Source organism: Accumulibacter sp., assembly GCF_036625275.1.
Classification (GTDB): Bacteria; Pseudomonadota; Gammaproteobacteria; order Burkholderiales; family Rhodocyclaceae; genus Accumulibacter.
Window position 1 is genome coordinate 1 of sequence record NZ_JAZKUD010000050.1, and the last position, 19,320, is coordinate 19,320.

Sequence of the window (19,320 nt, forward strand, 5' to 3'; positions counted from 1 at the left end):
GCATCGATGACCGCGGTGTCGGTGCCGGCGCCGCCGGTCATTGTGACGGCAAACAGCGTGGTGCCGATCACGCCGCCGATGCGGTCGTCGCCCGACCCCCCGGTAACCCCCAAGGCCTCAACGTTGGTCACCGATCCCGATGCGACGCCGTCGATCAACGCGGTATACGTGGCGCCGGCGACCCCGCCGTTGACCAACTCGACGTGGCCAGTCCGGTCGGAAAAGTCGAAGATCGCCAGATCCGATCCCGCGCCGCCGTCGATCGTGTTGTTGCCGAGTCCGCCGTTGAAGCGGTCGTCGCCGTCGAGGCCGATCAGGAGGTCGTTGCCCGAACCGCCGGTAACCCCGGACCCCGCGATCGTGCCGGTCGCATTGCCGGTGTACTCCAAAGCCTCGATATGGCTCAGGTAGACGAACGGGGTGCTGCCGCGGTACAGCACCCCGCTCGGAACGCCGCCCGAGATCGCTTCGGATACCGCCGAAGCATCGATGACCGCAGTGTCGGTGCCGGCGCCGCCGCTCATTGTGACCGCAAACAACGTGGTGCCAATCACGCCGCCGATGCGGTCGTCGCCCGACCCCCCGGTGAACCCCAAGGCCTCGACGTTGCTCACCGATCCCGATGCGACGCCATCGACCCACGCGGTATACGTGGTGCCGGCAACCCCGCCGTTGACCAACTCGACGTGGCCAGTCCGGTCGGAAAAGTCGAAGATCGCCAGATCCGATCCCGCGCCGCCGTCGATCGTGTTGTTGCCGAGTCCGCCGTTGAAGCGGTCGTCGCCGTCGAGGCCGATCAGGAGGTCGTTGCCCGAACCGCCGGTAACCCCGGACCCCGCGATCGTGCCGGTCGCATTGCCGGTGTACTCCAAAGCCTCGATATGGCTCAGGTAGACGAACGGGGTGCTGCCGCGGTACAGCACCCCGCTCGGAACGCCGCCCGAGATCGCTTCGGATACCGCCGAAGCATCGATGACCGCGGTGTCGGTGCCGGCGCCGCCGCTCAGCGTGTCTCTGCCCCCATGGCTGATGAGCCGGTCGTGGCCCTCCAAACCCGAGATCAAGTCATCGCCGCTTGACCGAATGCTCGGCGCTAGGGCGTGTCATCAATTAAGCCAAACGACGGATGCCGCCAGATGAATGGCACCGAGGAAGTCCCGCGGTAACTTCTCAAAAAGTCAGGGCAGCGCAGCTTTCCGGCGGAGGATATCCGCGAGCGGTTCGATATGACCGGCACGGGAAATGCAGTCTAGGAGATAATCCCAGAACGAGATACCGAGCTTGCGGCAAGTCTTCTTGAGACTGGTGAAGGTAGCGCGGCACGGCCGTCCGAGGTCGCTACGGGTGCCGCCGCTCACCTTTCGCCGCGTGACCTACTCCCGGAGGTCCGACTCGCTACCGTTGGTGTGCAGGTGCACGTCTGGCCTCTGGTGCAAGGATGAAGGCGGTGGCAAGAAGCGCATCCAGATCAAGCTTTGAGCGGTTTCCTGAGCCGGAGCGCGGAAGCTGTCCACCGGCGTGTAGGCTCTTGAGCACATCGAGAATGAAGCCCTCTTCGACCGCCTGCTTCATGGTGTATCTGTGCGGTACTGCTCGACGGCATCCTCGACCGTCTGTTTGGTCAGGCTGTTCTTCAGCTCGAAAGTGGCGATCGGCAGGCCGTTGATGAACAGGCATAGGTCGAGCGCGCGGCGCGTCTCGTCGAGGCTGTAGGCGAGCTGGCGCGTGATCGAGAAGCGGTTCTGCGCGTGCCGCGCCTCGGCTCGGGCGTTGCCCGTCGAGGCCGTGCCGTAGAACAGGTCGACGTGCAGCGGCCCGTGCGCCACGCCCTTGCGCAGAACGTCGATGACGCCGCGCTTGCCGATCTCGGCAGAAAGGCGGGCGAGGAACTTGAGGCGGTTGATGTCCCTGGTGTCGTTCGCATCGGCCAGCGCCAGCTTCCTGAAGGCATCGGGCTGGGTGGCGCGCAGGAAGGCGAAGAGCTGCGGCACGTCGAGCGCGTGCGCGCGGTCGTAGTCCTGCGCGCTGCCGGCGAGGTAGCCGGTGCCGCCATAAGGTGCCTGTGGCCGAGCGACACTGTTCGGCGTAACGGCCAAGCCATCGACGCCGGTCATGTGCCTCATGATCAGCGTTTCGAGACCCTTTTCGCTGGTATCGGTGGGCATGGCGTTACAGCTTCGCCTTCAGGATGCGATCAACGCGAACGAAGCTGGGCAAGTGCTGCTTCAATACAGCGGGGTCGAGCTTCGCCAGCAACTCGAAGGATCGCTTGCCCTTGCTGTAGGCGTTTGAGCAATTGCGGGACGCGTGGACCAGCTTGTCGTACACCTCGTGCCGATCCCGGCTCTCCAGGTTGGTCAGCGGAGGCAGCGCGTTCTCTTGCAGGCTATGGCCGTAATGCTCCTGCAGCGCCCGCCGATCCGTGACGATCCAGGTTTCCATGCAGGTGGTCATGAAGAGGACTTGCTCATCCGTGGCTCCGACAGGCTTGTCGCATTGGTCACGGTGCTTCAGATGGTCCCAGGTTCTTTCCAGATCCCCCACTGGATCTTCGCTATCGACGAGCATCGCAATGTAGTCGCCCACCTTGCGAAGGGCGTAGGCGGTCTTGAAATCATCGAAAACCGATCCGCGTCCACCGCAAGCGCTGAGTCGAGGCATCTTTCCCGAAAATCCCGCTTTCTCGAATAGCTTTCGGAACCCCTCGCGGCAGCGAATCTGGTCCTCCTTCGATTCGCCGCCTTCCACGTACAGATGCGCACTCACCAGCGATTTCCCCCGATCTCGCCTTTGGTCCAAAGCTGGCCGAGCCGATACCTTTTCAGCCACTCGGCAAGGTCGGCCGTATTCAATCGTTCCATGATCGTTTGTCCCTGGTTCCTGGTACAGACGACCACCGCATCGGGACTTTCTGTCATCGTGTCCACCAGGATATCCGAGTGGGTCGTGACGATGATCTGGGTTCGCTGCGAGGCCGCTCGCAACAGGTCCCCCAACTTTGGCAGGATATCCGGATGCAGTCCCAGTTCCGGCTCCTCGATGCAGATCAGGGGTGGTGGGTCGGGATCGCAGAGGATCGCCAGGAGGCAGAGATACCGTAAGGTGCCATCGGAAAGGCGCGTGGCGGGAATGACGAAATCTCCCTCCGTGAAGAACACCTGCACCGTGCCCCCCTCGACCAGGACATCGAAGTCGTGGATACCATCATAGAGGTCATTCAAGCCGCTGAGGATCGCCTTCTTGGCTGCCGGAAAGCGCGTCTTCAACCGGTTCAGGAAGAGGCCGAGGTTCGAGAAATCCTCTTCGAGCACGTCGTTGCGGTTGTCGGACCTTTGCGGTTCGCGGAATACCGCATTCCGCCCAAACGCCCATTCCCGGTAGATGCGCACGCGCTCGTAGTTCTGGGCCAGCCATGCCAGTTCCGGATAGGCTTCGGGGTCGCGCCGTTGTGCCAGGATCGAGCGATCCGCTTCGATTGACTCTCTGGCTAGTCCACGTCTGCCATGGTTGCTGGTATTGACGACCGGCTGACCGTGCTGGTAGCGGTAAAAGAAGTCAACGTCTGGTTCCCCAGCCTGCGGGTGCGCTCGCTCCACACGCTCGTCCTCAAGGGAAAATGCCTGCGCCACCGAGCGGAACGAGAGCAGATGGCGCAGCGGTATCGAGTCTTTGGAGTCTCTCACGACGCAATCGACCGAAGCCGGCGCTTTCGTCCCGCCTTTCCATATCCATTCCCCGACGCCGCCGCCCTTTCGAGTCACCTCCCGAAGTTCCTTGGGAGCGGAACGTATCAGGCTGATCGCTTCAAAAAGATTCGACTTGCCGCTGCCGTTGGGACCAATGAGGAGATTCAGCGCCTGGAGTTCAATGCCAGGATTGTCAGGGCCGAAAGACAGAAAATTTCTTGGCGCCAGATGGCGGATCAAGATGCGGTTGCCTGGGTCGGACATCGTTCAAATCTCCTCAGTTCTTTCAACTTCATCCAGATTGTCGGCGTCGTCGAGCATTTCGCCGGCGAGTTCTGTAAAGGTATCGGGCGCCGCTTCGTCGGGCAGCCGCGTCGCCACCTCGCGCACGTCGAGCTCGCCGGTCATGATGTCGGCGACGAGGCGCGTGCGGTATTCGCGAAGGAGGGCGATCTCGCGCTGGAGGCGGGAGATGGCGGCGTTTGAAGTCGCAAGTTCCGTCGAAAGGAAACTGCGGATCGCCGCCTGCTCACCGAGAGTGGGAATTGGCAAACAGAAAGCCGCCCACGAATCAGTGCGCAGACAGCAAGTGCCATGGCCCGCAATCTCTACAAGTTCCAGCAGCTCACGCTGAATGCCAGTAAGGAGCAATGCGAAAAACTCTACAGACAATTCTGGGTGTGGAATGAGGGCCTTGATATCCTGATTTATTGTCACAGGAACGCGTGTGACCGCGGTCGGAAACATCCGCGCCAAAATCATCCCGCGGACGACAATCAAGACCGCCGGCCCAGATACCAGGCATATGTTTGTTTCCCTGAGAGCTGCATCGGAGATGTGATCTTGGGAGTCGAAGATCTCCGGAACCTTCATGTCTTTCGGACTCACCCAGGGCGTCGTTCCGCCCCAATACCTCTCAACGGCTTTGTTCGGAGTCATTCCTCCTACTGTTCTCGCGAGAGACTTGATCTTCCTCACCTGCCAATGCTGCGGAATATCGCCGAGCCAGGGGATGCCGGAGGGTTTGAGGGGGACGGAGGGGTCGAGGCCGCGGGTGACGGCGCGGTGGATGATGGCCTGCTTCTGCTCGTTGAGCAGGGCAATTACCTTCCGCTTCGCCCGGATCGCCTGCTCCAGCCGCCCGTTCGCCCAGTCCAGAAACCGCCCGATCGCAGACTGGTCCGTATGCGGTATCAGTGGAAGGTCTACATCGCAGAAATTGCTGTAGTTCAGATCTTGGCCGTCCCTGATGAAGTCGGCCGTGGCGCGCAAAGCGCCGATGTATGGTGCCGACTTGAAAAGATGTCTGAAATAAGTCGCATCGACTTGGGCATCAGGCTTCAAGACAACGTAAGAAGAGCGGATGGCACCTGTTGTCCATGCGCGCTCAAGCCCGCCCTGAAAGCTCCTCATGCTGATCACGAAGTCGTTTGCCTCGACATGGCGGCGCTTGTCAAGGTGCATCGAAATCTTAACTACGCGATAACCCGTACGCTCCTCGTAGAGCGACTGCGCGATGACGCCATAGGCCTGTGTCGCCGAAAGCTGCAGGTCATCGGGCCGTGCCAGCTCCTTTCTCGGCGTGAACAGCCGTTTGCTACGTACGATGTGCCAGTGCGCCGGCACCTGCCCGAGCCACGGCAGCCCCGACTCCTTGTACTCCGCATACGGCCTGAGGTCGGCGATCATGGCTGCTCCTCATCTATCATCCGCCGGGCGGCGCTCTCGCGCGCGTGTTCAATCGCCTGATGCAGCCGCTCGCGCAGCAGCGGCAAGGGTGGCAACTCCGTCAGGTATTCGCTGACGCGGATGGACTTGGCATCGAGCTGCAGCAGCTCGACCTGCTCGGCATCGGCGGACGCGCAGAGGATGAGTCCGATCGGGGCTTCCTCGCCAGGAGCGCGTTCGTGCTTGTCCAGCCAGCGCAGGTACAGCTCCATCTGCCCGACGTGCGCGGGCTGGAAAGACTCCAGCTTCAGTTCGACGGCGATCAGCCGGCGCAGGTGGCGGTGGAAGAACAGCAGGTCGAGATGAAAATCGTCCTTGCCGACACTGATGCGCTTTTGCCGGGCGACGAAGGCGAAGCCGCTGCCCAGCTCCAGCAACACCCCCTCGATCTCGCGCAGGATGGCGCTCTCGAGGTCGCGTTCGCTGTAGGCGCCTTTGAGCCCCAGCAGGTCGAGCAGGTAGGGATCGCGAAAGACGATGTCGGGGCTCATCTGCCCGTCGCGAAGTTTGCCGATCTCCGCAGCGATGACGGCTTGCGGCTTCTTCGACAACGCAGTGCGCTCGAACAGCAAGCCGCCGATCTTCTGGCGCAACGTGCGTACATCCCAACGCTCGATGCGGCACATTTCCGCGTAAAAATCGCGGGCCAGCGGGTCCTTGAGCGGCAGCAGCGCATGAATATGCGACCAGCTCAATTGTTGTGACAGCGTCACGACAATCGCCTCATCGGGGAACAACTGTGCGAACTGGATCATGCGGGCAATCTCGGCATAGCTGAACCCGCGCCCGTACTCCGCCGTCAATTCTCGTGACACGGTCACGAGAATCTGCTTTCCATAGGCAGCCCGAGCGCCCTGTAGACTCTCGTTCAAGAGCCGTCGTCCCACATGCCAACAGAGCAATGTCTGGGTGGAATAGGCGACGGTGGCAATCCGCTGGCGTGCGGACTGGATGAGGCTGCGCAAGTCCTCGGCGATGCGGCTGCCAAGCGCCGACTGGCCGTTCATCTTCGACGCCATGTTGGCGAGGAAGAGCATTTGCCCGTCGCTCGAACGCGTGACCAGCGACAGCTCCTCGCCTGGTGCATGACCTTGAAGCGCGGGTCGCGCATGCCGTCCTTGCCGCCCATGGCTTCCAGATCCTTCTTCCAGCTCTTGCCGTAGGGCGGGTTGGCGAGCATGAAGTCGAACTCGCGGGCGGGGAAAGCGTCGTGCGCCAGCGTGGACCACTTGGTCGGTTCGAGGACCGCGTCCATGCGCCGGATGACGCACATCGGCAGGATCACGTCCGGGTACTTGCCGCGCTTGAAGAGATCGCGCAGGACGTCGTCGGCGATGCCCCAGATGAAGGAGACGATTTTGTGATGAGAGGCCTGGTCCATGATGACTTGCGCTCGCGGTCTTTCACCGGCTGCTGCCGGGAGTTGGCTACTTTACCGCATCGGCGGCAGCCTACGGTAGCACCGCGGATCGGCCGAACGTTTCGCTGCGGATCGGGCGTCGTGAGCGGACGACGCGATCGAAGTGAGGCAGGCATCATGCCGCGCGGTACGTGCTGTGCTGGCAGACGACCCGGTTCCACGCCCGTTGAACAGTACGTCCTCACCCGACAGGCATCGAATATAATTCCGGACGGCCCGACGAGACCTTGGATGGCCGCTGTGGCGGGGAGTCAGCCTTGAACGAACATTCGGAGAAAGTGCAGGGCACTGCGTCCCTGTCGCGCAGTTCCCGCCTGGCGATCGCCGTGCTGGCAGCCGGGTCGCTGCTGTGGCTGGCCGGCGACATGGCCAGCCCCGGCATAATCTCTCTCGGGAAATGGCGGGCGCATCACGACCGCTTTCTCGAACTGGTGGGGGCGTATCCGGTCACCGCGGCGCTGCTCCTTTTCCTCTCGCATGTGCTGCTGGCGGCTTTGGCCCTGCCGGGCGCCTCACTGCTGATGCTGGCCGCCGGCTCGGCCTTTGGGCCACTCGCCGGCACACTGATCTGCCTGACGGCGTGCACCGTCGGTGCGACGCTGACGATGCTGGCGGTTCGCCATCTGCTGCGGCCGTGGGTGATGCGCCAATGGGGGAGTCGCCTGACCGACCTCGAGGCACGTTTCTCCCGCGACGGCCCTGCCTACCTGTTCAGCCTGCGCCTGTTGCCGATCGTCCCTTTCGCGCTGGTCAACGCCGCCGCCGGTCTGACCCGCATGACGACCTGGACTTTCTTCTGGATCAGCTTCGTCGGCATGCTCGCCGCAACCTTCGTCTATGTGAATGCCGGCACCCAACTGGCGAGGATCGATGCCATCGGCGACATCTTGTCGCCCCAGACCCTGATCTCTCTGGCGCTGATTGCACTCCTGCCGTGGGCAGGAAAACTGCTGGTGCGCGTGCTGGAGAAGCACTCGCCGGCGGCTTTGCCGCGCACCCTGGTGTTGTTCAACCACGATTGGGATCGTTTGGGCTTTTCCCGCTGGCAGCAGACGTTTCCCGTCGACAGCGCCGGTTTCGACCTGTTTACGTTTCCCAGCAACACCCGCCTGGCCTTTTTCGATCTGCAGCGCTTCGTTGACCGGCTGGCGCGCAAGGCCAGCCGCAAGCGCTGGCAGGCGGTGACTTCCAGCCACGAACAGTTCGGTGCGCTGGCCGCGGCGATGCTTGCCGAGCGCATGGGCTGGCCAGGGACGCCGGTGGCCGCGGTGCTCGCCTGCCAGCACAAGCTGCACGCGCGGCAGGTGCTGCAGGCAGTGGCGCCGGAAGCGAACACGCACGGCGAGCTGCTGCCAGCGTGCTACGGCGAACCGATACCCGAAGGCATCGGCTACCCGGTGTTCGTCAAGCCGGTGAAGGCCGCTTTCTCGATCCTCGCGCGCCGGGTGGACAGTCGCGACGAGCTGTCGAAGATGACCCGCTTCGGTGCCTGGGAACGGTGGGTGATCCGCCATCTGGTCGAACCCTTCGAGCGGATCGTCGCCGAGCGTCTGCCGCAAGCCGGCAGCGCACATCGGCTGATGCTCGAAGCACCGGCCAGCGGACGGCAATACAACCTCGATGGTTATGTCTTCGCCGGCGAGCTGCGCGCGCTCGGTTTCGTCGAGTCGGTGATGTATCCGGGCACGCAGAGCTTCATGCGTTTCGTCTATCCCTGCACGCTGCCGGCGTTCGTGCGCGAGCGGGCGGTTGGTGTCGCGCGGCGATTCCTGCATGCCGTGGGCTTCACGCACGGCCTGTTCAACATGGAGTTCTTCCACGACGACGCACTCGATCGTTTGACGGTGATCGAGTTCAATCCGCGCATGGCGGCACAGTTTTCCGATCTCTATCTGCGCGTCGACGGGGTCGACCTGCATCGCGTCGCGCTGGCACTCGCGCACGGCAACGACCCGCAGTTCCTGCCGCGTGCCGAGCCGGTCGCCGGCGTGGCGGCGAGTTTCGTCTATCGCAGTTTCGATCCGGCGGCGGCACCGCCGTCCATGCCGAACCGATGGCTGCGGCACGAGCTGGCGCGGCAGTTTCCCGACGCCATGCTCTTTTGCTTCGCCAAGACGCCAGGGCAGATCGCCCGCGATTTCAGGTGGCTGGGCTCCTACCGTTACGGCATCGTGCACCTGGGCGGGAACGACGCGCACGATCTGCGCGCCCGCTGTGAAGCGGCCAGCCGCTTGCTCGACTGGTCGCTGCCCTACGCCGATGCACACGCCGAGCCGGCCGGCGATCCCTCGCGGCCCTTGCCCGCGTTATCCCTGGAGAGCAGCCGATGAGACTCCTGCAGGTCGCGCCGGAAGTACCGGAAAACGCGGCGGCGATCCGCGCCGAGCTGCTCGCCAGCCTGAGTGCAGCGCCGGCGACGATCGCTCCGAAGTACCTCTACGACGCACTTGGCTCGCGGCTTTTTGCGGCGATCACCGAACTGCCCGAATACTACCCGACGCGCACCGAAGCCGCGATCTTCGCCGAACATCAGGACGCCATGGCGGCCGCTCTCGGCCCGGTGGCAACGCTGGTCGACCTCGGCGCCGGCAACTGCGAGAAAGCCGCCCGCCTGTTCGCGGCGCTGCGCGTGCGCCGCTACGTGGCAGTCGACATCTCGCTGCACTATCTGCGCGAGTCGCTCGGGAACCTGCAGCAGAAGCATCCGGCGATCGAGATGCTGGGTGTCGGCCTCGATTTCTCGCAGTCGCTGCGCCTGCCGGCCGAGGTCGGCACGGAACCGCGCACGCTGTTCTATCCGGGTTCGAGCATCGGCAATTTCACGCCCGCCGAGGCACGGGTTTTCCTGCGCCAGGCGCACGCCGAATGTTGCGGCGGCTCGCTGCTGATCGGCGTCGATCTCGTCAAACCGGTCGATGTCCTCGAAGCAGCCTACGACGACCCTCTGGGCGTCACCGCGGCGTTCAACCGCAACCTGCTCCGGCACCTGAACCGGCTCGCCGGCACCGATTTCGACATCGCCGACTGGCGCCATGTCGCCTTCTTCAACGGTCGCGAGTCGCGCATCGAAATGCATCTGCAAGCACGGCGCGACACGACGGTGCGCTGGGCCGGCGGCGAACGACGCTTCGCGGCGGCTGAGCGTATCCATACCGAGAATTCGTACAAGTGGCGCAGCGAGGATTTTGCGGCTCTGCTCGAAACCGCCGGCTTTTCGAGACTCCGCCATTGGTGCGATGCGCGCGGCTGGTTCGCGGTTTTTGCCGCGCAGGCGTGAGGCGATGGCCAGGCCACGACAGACGACTGGACGGTCAGATGGCGCAACTGCGAAAACCGTTGTGCAGATCGTTGCGCTCGGGCGTGAAATAGTTGCGATAGCAAGGATGCGCCAGGCGCGGCGAGGTCGCCCGGCTGGCGCCGCGCAGCACGTAGCGGTCGCCGAACCAGGGCGCCGAATAGTCGCGATAGGGATGGGCAGCGAAGCCAGGGTAGGCCAGAAAGCGGCTGGCCGTCCATTCCCAAACCTGACCCCAACGGAAATCCGGCCGGCTCAGCGCCGCCATTTCCCACTCCGCTTCACTCGGCAGACGGCGGCCAGCCCAGCGGCACCATGCTTCGGCTTCGTTCCAGGCGAGATGCGTTGCCGGCATGTCGAGCGTCAGGTCCTGCCACTGTCCGAAGACGCGCTGCTGCCACTGGCCGGCGTGCCGGCGCAGGTAACGCGGCACTGTGGCGCCGGTTTCTTCGACGAAGGGAAGGTAACGCCGCCAACTGACGACCTCGCTGTCGATGGCGAACGTCGGCATTGCCAGCACATGCGGCGCAAGTTCGTTGTCGAAGGCGAATCCGTCGCCGTTCCAGCCGAGCGTCCACTGCCCGGCTGGAAGCACGAGCGGACGCGCTGCCGGCAACGGGACAGCTGCTGCCAGCAGCACATCGGACAGCGGAATGTCCAGCGCCTGCGCCATGTAGATGCCGGCTTCGCCGTGCATGTCCTCGTGGAACAGCACCAGACGGAAGAAGTACAGCGCCGCGTCGGTCTCCGGCGTGGTCGCGAGCAGCGACAGCGTTTCCGCCAGACTCTCGGCAAGATAGGCACGCGTCGCAGCGAGGTCGGGCAGGTCGAGTTGCCAGCGCGTCGTGTGCGCGACGCGGCTCGAGTGGTACAGCGCGTCGGCTTGCGGCAAACGCCCGACGGGACGTTCATGTTCCGGGTCGCAGGCGGTTCCGCACGCGCGCTGCGGGTTGCGGGCGATCCAGTAGTCCTGGAACCAGCCGACGTGCCCTGCTTCCCAGCGCGGCGGATTGAGCTGCGGCGAACAGGGAACGTTCAGCGAATCGCCGAGCGTGGCAGCATAGGCGTCGAGCAGCGCCAGCGTGCGTGCGCGGCTGGCATGCAGCGCCGTGGCAAGGAATTCGCGGCCACCGCGGCGGGCGGTTTCGGCAATGCCGGTAGTCATGTCTGTGTTCATCGGCGAGGTGCAGGCAATGACCAGGATTGTAGCCGGAAGGCATCTTGCAAGGGAGGGAAACGGTCATGACTTTCATGATCGGAGGTACCTGGAAAAGTCATGACCGTTAGCATGCCGCAACTGGTGATCGTCAGTCCGGCGCTGCGCGACGCCAACAACGGCAACTGGCAGACGGCCCGCCGCTGGCAGCGGCATCTGGCCGGCGCGTACCGCGTGCGCATCGTCCGGGACTGGCCGGACGCGCTGGCTGCCGACGACGCGGCGATGATCGCACTGCATGCACGCCGCTCGGCTGCGGCGATCGCCCTCTGGAGCACCCTGCATCCGCAGCACGGGCTGGCGGTGGTCCTCACCGGCACCGACCTCTATCGCGACATCCTGACCGATGCCGAGGCGCAGCGCTCGCTGGTGCTGGCGCAGGCGCTGATCGTACTGCAGGAACGTGCGCCGCAGGCGCTGCCGGAAGCGCTACGCGACAAAGCGCGGGTAATCTTCCAATCAACCACCGAACGCCGGACGCTGACCAAATCGCGGCGGCATCTGCGCGTGCTCATGGTCGGACACTTGCGCGACGAGAAGTCTCCCCGGACGCTGTTCGCCGCCGCCCGCCGGCTCGCCGACCAGCCCGGAATCTTCATCGATCACATCGGCGAGCCGCTCGACCCGGCACTCGGTGAGGAAGCGCGAACAACGATGGCAAGCGTTGCCAACTATCGCTGGCTCGGCGGTCTGCCACACGAGACCGTGCGCCGGCACATCCAGCGTGCGCACCTGCTGGTTCACGCCAGCCGCATGGAAGGCGGCGCGCACGTGATCATGGAGGCGGCGGCAAGCGGCACGCCGGTGCTCGCCTCAGCCGTCGACGGCAACATCGGTATGCTCGGGGCCGATTACGCCGGCTACTTTCCGTGCGGCGACGCCGGGACGCTAGCGGCGCTGCTGCTGCGCTGCCGCGAAGCCGTCGGCGCAGCGGGCGCCGATGAGGCGCCCGGCGGGAATCTCCTGTGGCAACTGGGGGCGCAGTGCCGGGAGCGAGCGCGGCTGTTCACGCCAGCGCGCGAGCGCGCCGAGTTGCACCGAATGGTCGATGAATTGCTGGCCGGCGACCCCGGTGGAACCCACTGATCGGGTCAGCCAAGCAGTTGCCCCGCTTGGTGAAGCAAGCGCCTGCCGCGAATCAGTTCGCTACGAGGAAAACGGCAGGCAAGCAGGCTGACCACCGGGGCGCTTTTTACCTCCACTTTCGGAAGCACGATCTCGACCGCGACCTCGCCGGCTCCTTCGGGCACGAGCACGTTCATCTGGTCGAGCCGCAACTTCGTCATGCCGATCCGAAGGTAGTCGGGGCCGTGCGTGAGCACCTCCTGCACACGCCCGATGAGCCCTTCAAGGGTCTCGCCAGTCCCCGGAAACGCGGCGAGAGCGCGCTCGTTCTCGGAGAGTTTCCGCTCCACGTCCTCGATCTTCTGTCGCCCGCCGGCACCCTCCTCTTCCAGCATCGCCTCCAGCCCGACACGCTGGCCCTTCAGGATCATCAGCCGCGCCTGCAACATCGATCGTTGCGCCTTGAGATCCTGGCGCTGCATATCCACCGATGTGATCTGTTGCAGGACCTCGGTGAGCAGGAACTTGAAGGCACGGCGCCGGATCTCGAGGCGTGCATCGTGCTCGCAGCCGCTCGGCAGGACCACTTTCTTGTCGGCAAACGAAACGCAGGTCTGCGCCACTTCGTGCCTGACCACTCCTCCTTCAGCCGCCATGCCAAAGCCTGTCGCCTCGCGACACAGGAAGCGCAGCGTTGCCCACACCTGCTCGGCCCCCGGCGTGGCCTCGAAAAAGTCCTGAACCGCCCGGCTGCGGCTGAAAACCTCGGGGATGTCCCGCGCAGTGGCGAAAAGGGCGCGTAATGTCGGATTCTCGGCCCATACCGTCGCACTCGCTTCGATGGCGGGGGGAATTCTCGCCTCGATCTCGCGGCAGTAGAGCACCGCCTGCTCGACCGCAGGGAAGAGCTTGCGGCGGTAGCCAGGAACGAGCTTCAAGCGTGGATTGATGATGCGTACGATCTGTTCGATGCGCTGCTCGATGATCGCAGGGGCAACCGTGGAACCGATCGCCTCGTCGTTGCCACCGAAAAGCCAGTCAAGAATCCCCATCTGCACTCCCTGCGGTTGACGTGCCAGTAAAGCCAGCAAACGTTCCAGTCAACGGTCATCAGTCGGGTTGTCGCAGGCCCGTACGCCGGATGTCCGTGCGCACCGGAGAGGGCCACGTATATTTGATTGCCCGCATGCCTTGCCTGGAGGGTTTTTGACCAGATTGCCCTGGAAACGCCCTTTTCGCCGTTGTCTGGCAAGGCAGTGACGACGATACAGCCAGGGCGTTTCCGGAAACTCGCGACCCATGGGCGCTGGCCGCGAGTGGTGACAGAATGGCTACAGACTTCTTCAGCCGCCGCGCTCGTGCATCCAGCTCGCCACCTTCGGAGCGAGGACCTTTTGCGCCAGGCCACCGGTGTAGATCCCGATGTGGCCGGTGGCAATGGCAAACTCGGTGTAGTCCTTGCTGCCGACATGCTTACCGAGAGCAACGGTGCACGGCGGTGGCACGATGTGATCCTTTTCGGCGAAGATGTTGAGAATCGGCATCGTGAGATCCTTCAGATCCACCTTGCGACCGCCGACCTCGAGGGTGCCCTTGACGAGTTTGTTCCCTTTCAGGTAGTCACGGATGAACTCCTTGAACATCTGGCCGACGGCGTCGGGGCCGCCAAAAAGCCACTTCTCCATGCGCAGGAAGTTCTGTAACGCCAGACGGTCATCGAGAATATCGACCACGTCGGCGTACTTGCCGTAGTTCAGGATGAACGGCGAAGCCATCATGAACGACTCGTTCAGTACGGTAGCCGGCACATTGCCATGTACGGCAACCATTTTCTCCACGTCGGCATCGGCACCCATGGTGAACATCAAGCCTTCGTGCGGCTTGTGATTTGCCCGATAGGCATCGAAATCGATCGGCGACACGGTCAGGACCAAGTGACTGATCTTGTCCGGATTGAGCGTCGCGTAGGTGGTTGACATGGCGCCACCCTGACAGATACCCAGCAGGGCAATCTTGTCGACACCATGGTACTTGCGAATGAATTCCACCGTATCGTCGAAGTAGCCGTTGATGTAGTCGTCGAGCGTGCGGTACTTGTCTACCTGACGCGGATAGCCCCAGTCGTTGAGGTAAACGTCGATTCCCTGGTTCAACAAATTACGGACCAGCGAGCGGTCGGGTTGCAGGTCGGCCACCTCGTAACCATTGATCAGCGGCGGCATGATCATCAGCGGCGTCTTCATGATTTTCGATTGCTCGACCAGCGGATGATAATGGTAGACCTTGATGCCATCCTGTTCAAAGATGATGTCTTTTGGCGTGCTGCCAATATCGATGTCGTCGTCGGTCAGATTGGTGAGGTTGCTGATGCCCTTGGTGAGCTTCTCGTTCAGAGTTGCGGCTTCAGCCACGAGGTCAGCGGGAAGAATCTGGATGGGGAAAGAAAACATGGGTAGCACCCTCCTAAAGGTCTTATTAGCTTGTAAACCCGATCAGAACAACATTCAGACTTCGGCTCACTCGCTCTTGGCACGCGCTGCCGCGGCGACCTTGCGAGGCGCGATGCTGCCCCTGGTTGCGCTTTGGGCGGCCGACGGCAGTGCCTTTTTGAGCGCCCGGACCTCTTTCTTGAGTTCGTGGATCACCTGGTAGGTTTCGTCCAGTTCGCTGCGCGTGGGCATGTCCAGATTACGGAAGATGTCTTCGACTACTGCGCGTTGTGCCAGCTTGAATTGCTGCTGAGCTTTCGTGAACGCGTTTTGCGTATCGAGGAACTCCTGCGTATTGAATGTCACCAGCAGCGATTTGTCGGCCGTACGATACCAGAGGCCCATCAACTGGCGCAGTGAGGTGATCTTCTCCCCCTTGGCAGCCACTTTTCCGAGTTCTTCCACGGTCGCCTCGACGGCCTTGGACAAGGCCTCGGCAAACGACGTGTGGAAATTGAGACTGCTCTTGCGCAGATCAACCACGGTATCGACCAGCCGCAACAACTTGGCGTTCTTCTCACGGGAAGCGCCAAACAGCGGAATCTGACCGACACCCGCCAGGGCACTGGCGTCGCCTTCCATCGACAACAGGCGATTGAGTCCAGCCGTGCCGCCGAGCACCGCTTCGCCGATGTGTCCGGACGAAGCAGCCTGCATCAGAAAGGACAACCAGGGACCCATGGCATCAGGCAAGTCCTTGCTGAAAGTTCCACTCAGATTACCGATGTGCGAACCCATGCCAAAACTGCGCTCAAGCATGGCCGTCGATTCCTTGGCCCACTGCTCGGCAAAACCCTTGAGGTCGGGACGCCAATCCTTGTTGGCTTCGAGATTGGGCGCCACGACCTTCATGGACTTGAAAAAGAAATCCATGACGCGGTTCATCGCGCCCTGGCTGCTCGTTATACGGTCCATCAGCAAGCGCGCCGCTTCGTTGGTACTTTTGTTGGCGGCTTCAACACCTTTCTTCACCGCTTCGACGGGGCTCTCGTTGCCGCCTGGGAGATTCTGCAGCAGCGAGGACCAGTCACTCCACATGCGCTTCTGCGACTCGGCCCAAGCGTTCACGACGCTGCTCATTTGCTCATTCGGATCCTTGTTTTCCACTCCTGTGATCTCCTTTCAGTGTGTCGGACACGCCTACCGCCACGGTAGGCGGATGCCCTGCGGTAGGCGGGGTGCACTCTACAACAAAACTGCGGCCGTCTGGTGACGGCCGCGATCATGCAGCTTGACTGGCCTGGTCATGGAATCAGGCCAGAGCCACCACGGCATCTGCCTTATGCTTTGCCTCACCCTGCTCATTGGCACAGGTCAACTCGAGGCGAACACATTTTTCGCCACCCTGCTCCAGTTTTTCGACCACCTTGCCGGTGCACACCAGGCGCTCGCCAACCTGGGTGATGGCCGTAAAGCGCACCCCGAAACTGCGGATCGCTTCCTGCGGCACCCATTGGGTCAGCATGCGACCCAGGTAAGCCATGCCCAGCATGCCGTGCGCGAAAACGTCGGGTATTCCTTTCGAGCGCACATAATCCTGGTCAAGATGCAGAGGATGGTGGTCGCCAGAACCCGTGGCATACAGGGCAAGGGTCAGACGAGACACCGGCTCGGTGGTCAACGAAGGAATCTCGTCGCCAACCTTGAGCGCATCAAAATTCGCTGTTGTCATGGACTTTCCCCTATCCCCGAATAACCATCACAGAGTGCACATCGCACACCAGTTCGCCCAGCCGGCGCACCTTGACATCCTTGACGACGAACTGCAGAGCGCCATTCTTCTTGTCGTAAATGTCGGTGATTTCGCCATCGAAAGTCAGCGTATCGCCAGAATAGACCGGCTGGTGGTAAACGAACGATTGCTCGCCATGCAGCATCTTGCCGAGGTCACAGCCCATGGTTTCAAGGTAATCAAAGGGGTGCTCCTTGTCCATGTCCATGCAGAAGAAGAAGGTCGGTGGCGCCAGAACGCCCGGAAGACCAGCCTTTTTCGCGGCTTCCTCGTCGAAATAGATCGGGTTCGTTTCGCCTGTCGCCTTGGCGAACCACTTCAATTGCCACGCCGTCAAATGGACGGAATGCTGCGGCACTTTCATGCCGATGTGTTTCTTGTCGATCAACATCTGTTTCACTCCTGGACCACCCCGGAAACCGGGGTGGAAACGCTGTTTGACGACTTGTTCAGATAATTTCCAGAGCGATTGCGGTGGCTTCGCCGCCGCCAGCGCAGAGGCCCGCGATGCCGCGCTTGAGACCACGCGCCTTGAGCGCGTAGAGCAGCGTCACCAGAATCCGTGAACCCGTCGCACCGATCGGATGGCCCAGCGCACAGGCGCCACCATTGACATTGACCTTGTCGTGCGGCAGTTTGAGGTCACGCATCGAAGCCATGGTCACCGCTGCAAACGCCTCGTTGATTTCCCAGAGATCGACGTCCTCGGCCTGCCAGCCAAGCTTTTTCAACAGCTTCTCGAAAGCAAAGACCGGCGCCGTGGTAAACCATGAAGGATCATGCGCAAAGGTCGAGTGGCCAACAATTCGCGCCAGGGGTTGGATGCCGGCACTCCTGGCGTCCGATTCGCGCATCAGGACAAATGCCGCAGCCCCATCGGAAATCGACGACGAGTTGGCCGGCGTGACCGCACCGTCCCGCTTGAATACCGGCTTGAGTTTGGCGATCTTTGAAACGTCGCACTTCATCGGCGTCTCATCGAGGGCGACCACTTCCTCTCCCTTGCGGCTGGTAATGGTCACCGGTGCGATCTCGTCCTTGAAGACCCCCGAGGTGACTGCGTTCTGTGCGCGGGTCACTGATTCAACGGCGAAGGCATCCATCTCTGCACGAGAAAAGGCGTACTTGTCGACGCACAGTTCGGCGAACACTCCCATCGGCTTGCCTTGTTCGTACGCATCTTCAAGGCCATCGAGGAACATGTGGTCATGCAGCACCCCATTTCCCAGCCGGTAACCCGAGCGTGCGGTGGTCAGCACGTGCGGCGCATTGGTCATCGACTCCATGCCGCCAGCCACGGCGATGTTGACCGAACCAGCCAGCAGCTCGTCATGAGCGATCATGACCGATTTCTGGGCAGAACTACACATCTTGGTCAGGGTGGTGCAAGGCACCGACTTCGGCAGACCGGCGCCCAGGACCGCCTGGCGCGCAGGTGCCTGCCGCACCCCTGCCATCAGGCAGCAGCCCATCAGCGCCTCGTCGATCTCCTCGACCTTGACGCCTGCCTGCTCGACAGCGGCCTTGATCGCGACGGCGCCGAGTTGCGGCGCGGTCACACCCGCAAACTGACCCTGAAAAGCGCCCACAGGGGTACGCTTCGCACCTACGATGACAACGGATTCACTCATACGACACTCCTTGATTGCAACGGATGTTGCCAGATTGAAGTTTGCTGCTGACCGGGAATTACTTGGGCGCCATCCGGATGGCACCGTCGAGGCGGATCACTTCACCGTTCAGGTAGCCATTTTCACAGATATGTCTGACCAGCCCGGCGTATTCAGCGGGTTTGCCGAGGCGCGACGGGAACGGGACCATTTTGCCCAGCGAATCCTGCGCGGCCTGCGGCAGGCCCTTGAGCATCGGCGTTTCGAAAATGCCCGGAGCAATCGTCACCACCCGGATGCCATGCGCCGCAAGTTCGCGCGCCACGGGCAGGGTCAGGCCGATCACCCCTGCCTTCGACGAAGCATAGGCAGCCTGACCAATCTGACCATCGTAACCCGCGACGGAAGCGGTATTGACGATCACACCGCGTTCGCCCCCATCGTTCGGGTCGTTCTTGCTCATCGCCTCGGCGGCCAGACGAATCATGTTGAAGGTGCCGACCAGATTGATGCTGACCACGCGCGCGAAGGTTGCCAGGTCATGTGGGCCATCGCGGCCAAGCACTTTCTTCGGCGGTGCAACACCGGCACAGTTCACCAGTCCGTGCAACGCTCCGAATTCGTTCACGGCCAGATCGATGGCGGCGCGTGCGCTGGCCTCATCGGTCACGTCGGTCTTGGCAAAGCGCGCGTTCGCGCCGAGCTGCGCAGCCTGCGCCTCGCCCGCACCGGCATCGACATCAACGATCACCACCTTTGCACCCGCGTTGACCAGGCCACTCGCCGTTTCCGCTCCGAGTCCGGAGCCTGCACCCGTTACCACAAAAACATTGCCACTGATTTGCATTTTAACTCCCAAAAAAATATCGCGACATCACGTAATGCCGCTCTCCTGGACTGTGCCGACGGCGGTTATGCATGCCTCGTCACAGCAAAACAGAACCTCCTGGCGCTTCGAAAACCCTTTTGATGGGACGAGTGCCTGACTTCAGAAGGTTGCCCGGAAACCACACCCGTACAGCCAACCGCTGTACCTACCAGTTCCCTGGTGCCTGGCGCATGACGCCTGGCCGTAGGCG

At 62.4% G+C, this 19,320-nt stretch carries 17 protein-coding genes and 2 pseudogenes; 3 read left to right on the forward strand and 16 right to left on the reverse strand.

Annotated features, from left to right (window positions below; all coding sequences use genetic code 11):
* The 8 genes and pseudogenes from V5B39_RS14680 to V5B39_RS14715 all read right to left on the reverse strand — a co-directional run.
* The coding region (locus tag V5B39_RS14680; protein ID WP_434735699.1) for a calcium-binding protein at positions 1–1,064 on the reverse strand (1,064 nt) is incomplete at its 3' end.
* Positions 1,065–1,178: 114 nt separating this feature from the next.
* Positions 1,179–1,427, reverse strand: a pseudogene (locus V5B39_RS14685) (IS66 family transposase); the annotation flags it as partial.
* A 141-nt stretch (positions 1,428–1,568) separates the two neighbouring features.
* Positions 1,569–2,165, reverse strand: a complete 597-nt coding sequence (locus tag V5B39_RS14690) for a type I restriction endonuclease (protein WP_434735700.1) — start codon at positions 2,163–2,165, stop codon at positions 1,569–1,571.
* 4 nt (positions 2,166–2,169) lie between these two features.
* Positions 2,170–2,766, reverse strand: a complete 597-nt coding sequence (locus V5B39_RS14695) for a DUF4276 family protein (protein ID WP_332343623.1) — start codon at positions 2,764–2,766, stop codon at positions 2,170–2,172.
* On the reverse strand, positions 2,763–3,950 hold the full coding sequence (locus V5B39_RS14700; protein WP_332343624.1) for an AAA family ATPase: 1,188 nt from the start codon (positions 3,948–3,950) through the stop codon (positions 2,763–2,765). The genes V5B39_RS14695 and V5B39_RS14700 overlap by 4 nt, the downstream gene beginning before the upstream one ends.
* A gap of 3 nt (positions 3,951–3,953) precedes the next feature.
* Positions 3,954–5,375 (reverse strand): restriction endonuclease subunit S, encoded by a 1,422-nt coding sequence (locus V5B39_RS14705; RefSeq protein WP_332343625.1) that lies wholly within the window; start codon positions 5,373–5,375, stop codon positions 3,954–3,956.
* Entirely contained in the window at positions 5,372–6,379 is a 1,008-nt protein-coding gene (locus V5B39_RS14710; protein WP_332343644.1) for a PDDEXK nuclease domain-containing protein, read from the reverse strand. The genes V5B39_RS14705 and V5B39_RS14710 overlap by 4 nt, the downstream gene beginning before the upstream one ends.
* Before the next feature lie 3 nt (positions 6,380–6,382).
* A pseudogene (locus V5B39_RS14715) lies at positions 6,383–6,795 on the reverse strand (type I restriction-modification system subunit M N-terminal domain-containing protein); the annotation flags it as partial.
* 296 nt (positions 6,796–7,091) lie between these two features.
* On the opposite strand from V5B39_RS14715, the gene V5B39_RS14720 reads away from it, so the two are divergent.
* Positions 7,092–9,164: a VTT domain-containing protein gene (locus V5B39_RS14720; RefSeq protein ID WP_332343626.1), complete on the forward strand. Its 2,073-nt coding sequence runs from the start codon at positions 7,092–7,094 to the stop codon at positions 9,162–9,164.
* On the forward strand, positions 9,161–10,111 hold the full coding sequence (gene egtD / locus V5B39_RS14725) for an L-histidine N(alpha)-methyltransferase (protein ID WP_332343627.1): 951 nt from the start codon (positions 9,161–9,163) through the stop codon (positions 10,109–10,111). The genes V5B39_RS14720 and egtD overlap by 4 nt, the downstream gene beginning before the upstream one ends.
* A 34-nt stretch (positions 10,112–10,145) precedes the next feature.
* On the opposite strand, the gene senA is transcribed toward egtD, so the two are convergent.
* Positions 10,146–11,306 carry a selenoneine synthase SenA gene (senA, locus tag V5B39_RS14730; protein WP_332343628.1) on the reverse strand — a complete coding sequence of 387 codons (1,161 nt, stop codon included), beginning with the start codon at positions 11,304–11,306 and terminating at the stop codon, positions 10,146–10,148.
* 99 nt (positions 11,307–11,405) lie between these two features.
* Here senA and senB point away from each other — a divergent pair, with 99 nt between their 5' ends.
* Positions 11,406–12,431, forward strand: a complete 1,026-nt coding sequence (gene senB / locus V5B39_RS14735; protein WP_332343629.1) for a selenoneine biosynthesis selenosugar synthase SenB — start codon at positions 11,406–11,408, stop codon at positions 12,429–12,431.
* A 5-nt stretch (positions 12,432–12,436) separates the two neighbouring features.
* Here the strand turns inward: senB and V5B39_RS14740 are convergent, their stop codons facing one another.
* The 7 genes from V5B39_RS14740 to V5B39_RS14770 all read right to left on the reverse strand — a co-directional run bounded on the left by V5B39_RS14740 (position 12,437) and on the right by V5B39_RS14770 (position 19,088).
* Entirely contained in the window at positions 12,437–13,462 is a 1,026-nt protein-coding gene (locus V5B39_RS14740; RefSeq protein ID WP_332343630.1) for a hypothetical protein, read from the reverse strand.
* Between the two features lie 291 nt (positions 13,463–13,753).
* On the reverse strand, positions 13,754–14,860 hold the full coding sequence (gene phaC / locus V5B39_RS14745; protein WP_332343631.1) for a class III poly(R)-hydroxyalkanoic acid synthase subunit PhaC: 1,107 nt from the start codon (positions 14,858–14,860) through the stop codon (positions 13,754–13,756).
* 66 nt (positions 14,861–14,926) lie between these two features.
* On the reverse strand, positions 14,927–16,006 hold the full coding sequence (locus tag V5B39_RS14750; protein ID WP_332343632.1) for a poly(R)-hydroxyalkanoic acid synthase subunit PhaE: 1,080 nt from the start codon (positions 16,004–16,006) through the stop codon (positions 14,927–14,929).
* 145 nt (positions 16,007–16,151) lie between these two features.
* Positions 16,152–16,571: a MaoC/PaaZ C-terminal domain-containing protein gene (locus V5B39_RS14755; protein WP_332343633.1), complete on the reverse strand. Its 420-nt coding sequence runs from the start codon at positions 16,569–16,571 to the stop codon at positions 16,152–16,154.
* Positions 16,572–16,581: 10 nt separating this feature from the next.
* Positions 16,582–17,022 carry a MaoC family dehydratase N-terminal domain-containing protein gene (locus tag V5B39_RS14760; protein ID WP_332343634.1) on the reverse strand — a complete coding sequence of 147 codons (441 nt, stop codon included), beginning with the start codon at positions 17,020–17,022 and terminating at the stop codon, positions 16,582–16,584.
* Positions 17,023–17,080: 58 nt separating this feature from the next.
* Positions 17,081–18,262, reverse strand: a complete 1,182-nt coding sequence (locus V5B39_RS14765; protein ID WP_332343635.1) for an acetyl-CoA C-acyltransferase — start codon at positions 18,260–18,262, stop codon at positions 17,081–17,083.
* 58 nt (positions 18,263–18,320) lie between these two features.
* A complete protein-coding gene (locus V5B39_RS14770) occupies positions 18,321–19,088 on the reverse strand; it encodes a 3-hydroxyacyl-CoA dehydrogenase (RefSeq protein ID WP_332343636.1) in 768 nt (255 codons plus the stop codon).
* Positions 19,089–19,320 lie beyond the last annotated feature (232 nt).

Bases quoted from the DNA above. Each gene is read 5' to 3' on its own strand.
- V5B39_RS14690 (WP_434735700.1), bottom strand. From the start codon at position 2,165: ATGCCCACCGATACCAGCGAAAAGGGTCTCGAAACGCTGATCATGAGG.
- V5B39_RS14700 (WP_332343624.1), bottom strand. From the start codon at position 3,950: ATGTCCGACCCAGGCAACCGCATCTTGATCCGCCATCTGGCGCCAAGA.
- V5B39_RS14705 (WP_332343625.1), bottom strand. From the start codon at position 5,375: ATGATCGCCGACCTCAGGCCGTATGCGGAGTACAAGGAGTCGGGGCTG.
- egtD (WP_332343627.1), top strand. From the start codon at position 9,161: ATGAGACTCCTGCAGGTCGCGCCGGAAGTACCGGAAAACGCGGCGGCG.
- senA (WP_332343628.1), bottom strand. From the start codon at position 11,306: ATGAACACAGACATGACTACCGGCATTGCCGAAACCGCCCGCCGCGGT.
- senB (WP_332343629.1), top strand. From the start codon at position 11,406: ATGACCGTTAGCATGCCGCAACTGGTGATCGTCAGTCCGGCGCTGCGC.
- V5B39_RS14740 (WP_332343630.1), bottom strand. From the start codon at position 13,462: ATGGGGATTCTTGACTGGCTTTTCGGTGGCAACGACGAGGCGATCGGT.
- phaC (WP_332343631.1), bottom strand. From the start codon at position 14,860: ATGTTTTCTTTCCCCATCCAGATTCTTCCCGCTGACCTCGTGGCTGAA.
- V5B39_RS14755 (WP_332343633.1), bottom strand. From the start codon at position 16,571: ATGACAACAGCGAATTTTGATGCGCTCAAGGTTGGCGACGAGATTCCT.
- V5B39_RS14760 (WP_332343634.1), bottom strand. From the start codon at position 17,022: ATGTTGATCGACAAGAAACACATCGGCATGAAAGTGCCGCAGCATTCC.
- V5B39_RS14765 (WP_332343635.1), bottom strand. From the start codon at position 18,262: ATGAGTGAATCCGTTGTCATCGTAGGTGCGAAGCGTACCCCTGTGGGC.
- V5B39_RS14770 (WP_332343636.1), bottom strand. From the start codon at position 19,088: ATGCAAATCAGTGGCAATGTTTTTGTGGTAACGGGTGCAGGCTCCGGA.